We start from the raw sequence: 2637 nt of genomic DNA on the forward strand, positions 1-2637 counted from the left end.
ACGAATTGAGACAATCAAGTATTATTATACCCAAATTAAATTTGAAGAATGATAAGGTAATTTTAGAAAATATAATAAAAAAAAGATAAGCTTGTAAGCTTATCTTAATAGTAATATTGTTTAAATAATTTATTTTTGTTTTTTATTTCCTTTATGACCTGGATAATAGGCAATAATAACAAAATATTTACCAACAGTTATACCATAAACACGTTCTTTCAAATGAAGAGCTATTTGATAAATAGGCTCATCTTCAGAAAGGTTAACAACATATTTAAACCTTTTTTTAGAAAGATTGTCTTTTGAAACTGAATGATATCTAGGCCCTTTACAATTCATCATTTGTTGCCATGTATACTTAATATATTTATTTAATGGAATAATAACTTTTTCTAAAACTTGTTTAAATGTTTTTATTGTTTGTAAAACTTGCAATATTTGTTAAATCTTGATCGAATCGATAACAAAAAAGTTCATTAATTGTTTGATTCATATTAACAAATGTGGTCAGTATTTTTAGAAAATATTCTAAAATATCTTTATTTTTAATAATGTTTTTAGACCAATCAGAATTTATATAATATATATTTTTCCATGGGTCTTCTTCGTGAGTTTGTTGAGATAAAAACTGGCTTCTTTATCACCATATAATAAAATAATATCATTAAGAATTTGTTTTTGAGTGGCATTTATTTTAGTTACATCTCCCATTGATAAAGAATTAGGATTTAATGGTTTATAAGTAAATTCTTTTAGTTGTGTACATAATTTAGGAAAACAGGACCGTAAATCCAAGCTTGAATTTGTTCTTTTACAAGGGTTTTTAGTTTGTACTAAATGTTTTGCATGAGCTAAAAAAATATTAAAGAAAAATAAACATAAAAAAACATCGTTGATTGTAATAATTATTACAAAAAATAAAAACCTAGATAGCCTCTAAGCTTAGATCTTTTTTTTATATTTAACATTTTTTAACATTCAGAAAGAATTTATAACTATTTACAAAACATATTCACTAATCAACCAATCCAATCCCCAACAAAACAACGTTATTATGGGATTAACTAGTCTATAACAATAATAACACAAATATAAATTATTTGTTATTATTTATGTTTGAAATTGGTTTTTTTATGTCTTGGCATTTGTTGTTTTTGTTTGTTTTTGTAATTATTTTTTAAAAATTGAAATAATAATAAACTTATTATTAATAATAATTCCGATTAAACGCATTTTTTTTATATAAAGTTGATAAATTAATTTTTCATAATTATCTAACCCACAACTCGAAGCTCTTAATAAAATTTTTTTGTTTTTGTTTTCTAATAATTCATTTTTCCCTAATTTTCTAAATTTTTTACCGTCTTTCAAATCTGAAAAAAGAAATTTTGAATATTCATTTAATTTTATTATAATTTGATTTTCTTCATCTTTTGTTAAATTTTTAAAATCTTTTAAGATTTTATACTTTGCATCATCAAAAGTATATTTAAAATAAAAATTTTTTTTCATATAATTCTTTAAGATAAACAATTATAAAATTAAAAAACTTATCTTTTATATTATTTTCTTCATTTTTTTATAAAAATAATTATATAAATCATCATTAGTAATTCTATTTAACATAAAATCAAAATTTTCAAATCTATCTTGCCATGGATCTTCTTTGTGTGTTTGTTTGCTTAATTGATTGGCACTTTTATTTTTATATTTATACAATACAAAATCTAATGCTTCTTTTTGTTTTATTGAAAGTTGATTATTAGTTGCTTTTGATGATTTAACTATTTTATTAAAAACAAATTTTCTAAATTCAAAGTATAAATCTGGTATAACAGGGCCATAATCCCAAGCTTCAATAGGTTCTTCAAATAAAGGTTGTTTATTATTATTCACTAAATAATAAGCTTGTGCATAATATAATAACTTTTGTAATCTGGTATTATTTATTTCTTGATTTTCTTGATGTGCTTTTTCAATTAAATAATTAGCAAAATCAAAAACATTAATTTGAGTTTTTTCAATATCTTTTTTTATATCTAAATTATTTTCCATATTTAAAACAACTCCTTTATTTTTAATATTAATTAAATTATATATTAATTAAATTATATAATAATTTTAATTGTTTTTCAAGAGAAAGTATTTTTTGTTGTGTTTGTTTTTTGGTCATGATTGGTTTTTTACTCCTTTTTGTTTTTGGTTTAATGGCTTTGCTAGTTGTTGTGTGTGGTTATTCTAGTTGATTTTTACCTTCTTTTTTGTCGTGTTGTCGGTGTTTATAACCTATTACCAGACCAGCAGAGAAGATAATTAAACTACCTAAAAATGAAGCTATTATAGTTTCAATAATTTGAGTGTATGTCATTTTATTTCGTTCCTTTCTTGTTTTTTTTTTTTTTTAAAAATAATATATATATTTTTTTAAAGACCTTAATGTATTTGTCTTGTTGGGGTTGCGTCATGGTGTTGTTTTTTTATTTTCGAAAATAAAAATTATTGTTTTTGAAAATAATAAAAAAAAGAAACTTTGAAAAGTTTCTTTTTTGTTAAATTGTTTCTTTTAAATCAATGTTTTTAACAATATTTTTGATTGTTTTAGAAAGTTTAAATGTTACCGCTGTTGTAGCTGGTATT

Annotated in this window: 5 protein-coding genes; all 5 read right to left on the bottom strand. The window is 21.4% G+C overall.

The window, feature by feature from the left end; genetic code table 11:
• Nucleotides 1-129: 129 nt before the first annotated feature.
• Nucleotides 130-435: a hypothetical protein gene (locus tag KTO59_RS03950; RefSeq protein ID WP_284928749.1), complete on the bottom strand. Its 306-nt coding sequence runs from the start codon at nucleotides 433-435 to the stop codon at nucleotides 130-132.
• Nucleotides 436-573: 138 nt separating this feature from the next.
• Nucleotides 574-795 (bottom strand): hypothetical protein, encoded by a 222-nt coding sequence (locus tag KTO59_RS03955; RefSeq protein WP_284928751.1) that lies wholly within the window; start codon nucleotides 793-795, stop codon nucleotides 574-576.
• 375 nt (nucleotides 796-1170) lie between these two features.
• Complete coding sequence (locus KTO59_RS03960) at nucleotides 1171-1512, bottom strand: hypothetical protein (RefSeq protein ID WP_284928752.1); 342 nt, start codon at nucleotides 1510-1512, stop codon at nucleotides 1171-1173.
• A 45-nt stretch (nucleotides 1513-1557) separates the two neighbouring features.
• Nucleotides 1558-2055, bottom strand: a complete 498-nt coding sequence (locus KTO59_RS03965) for a Panacea domain-containing protein (RefSeq protein ID WP_284928753.1) — start codon at nucleotides 2053-2055, stop codon at nucleotides 1558-1560.
• Between the two features lie 178 nt (nucleotides 2056-2233).
• On the bottom strand, nucleotides 2234-2368 hold the full coding sequence (locus tag KTO59_RS03970) for a hypothetical protein (protein WP_284928754.1): 135 nt from the start codon (nucleotides 2366-2368) through the stop codon (nucleotides 2234-2236).
• Nucleotides 2369-2637 lie beyond the last annotated feature (269 nt).

It is taken from the genome of Candidatus Phytoplasma sp. AldY-WA1, from assembly GCF_020312115.2.
GTDB lineage: Bacteria > Bacillota_I > Bacilli_A > Acholeplasmatales > Acholeplasmataceae > Phytoplasma > Phytoplasma vitis.

Coding starts and splice junctions, on each gene's coding strand:
- KTO59_RS03960 (WP_284928752.1), bottom strand. CDS start 1,512: ATGAAAAAAAATTTTTATTTTAAATATACTTTTGATGATGCAAAGTAT.
- KTO59_RS03965 (WP_284928753.1), bottom strand. CDS start 2,055: ATGGAAAATAATTTAGATATAAAAAAAGATATTGAAAAAACTCAAATT.
- KTO59_RS03970 (WP_284928754.1), bottom strand. CDS start 2,368: ATGACATACACTCAAATTATTGAAACTATAATAGCTTCATTTTTAGGT.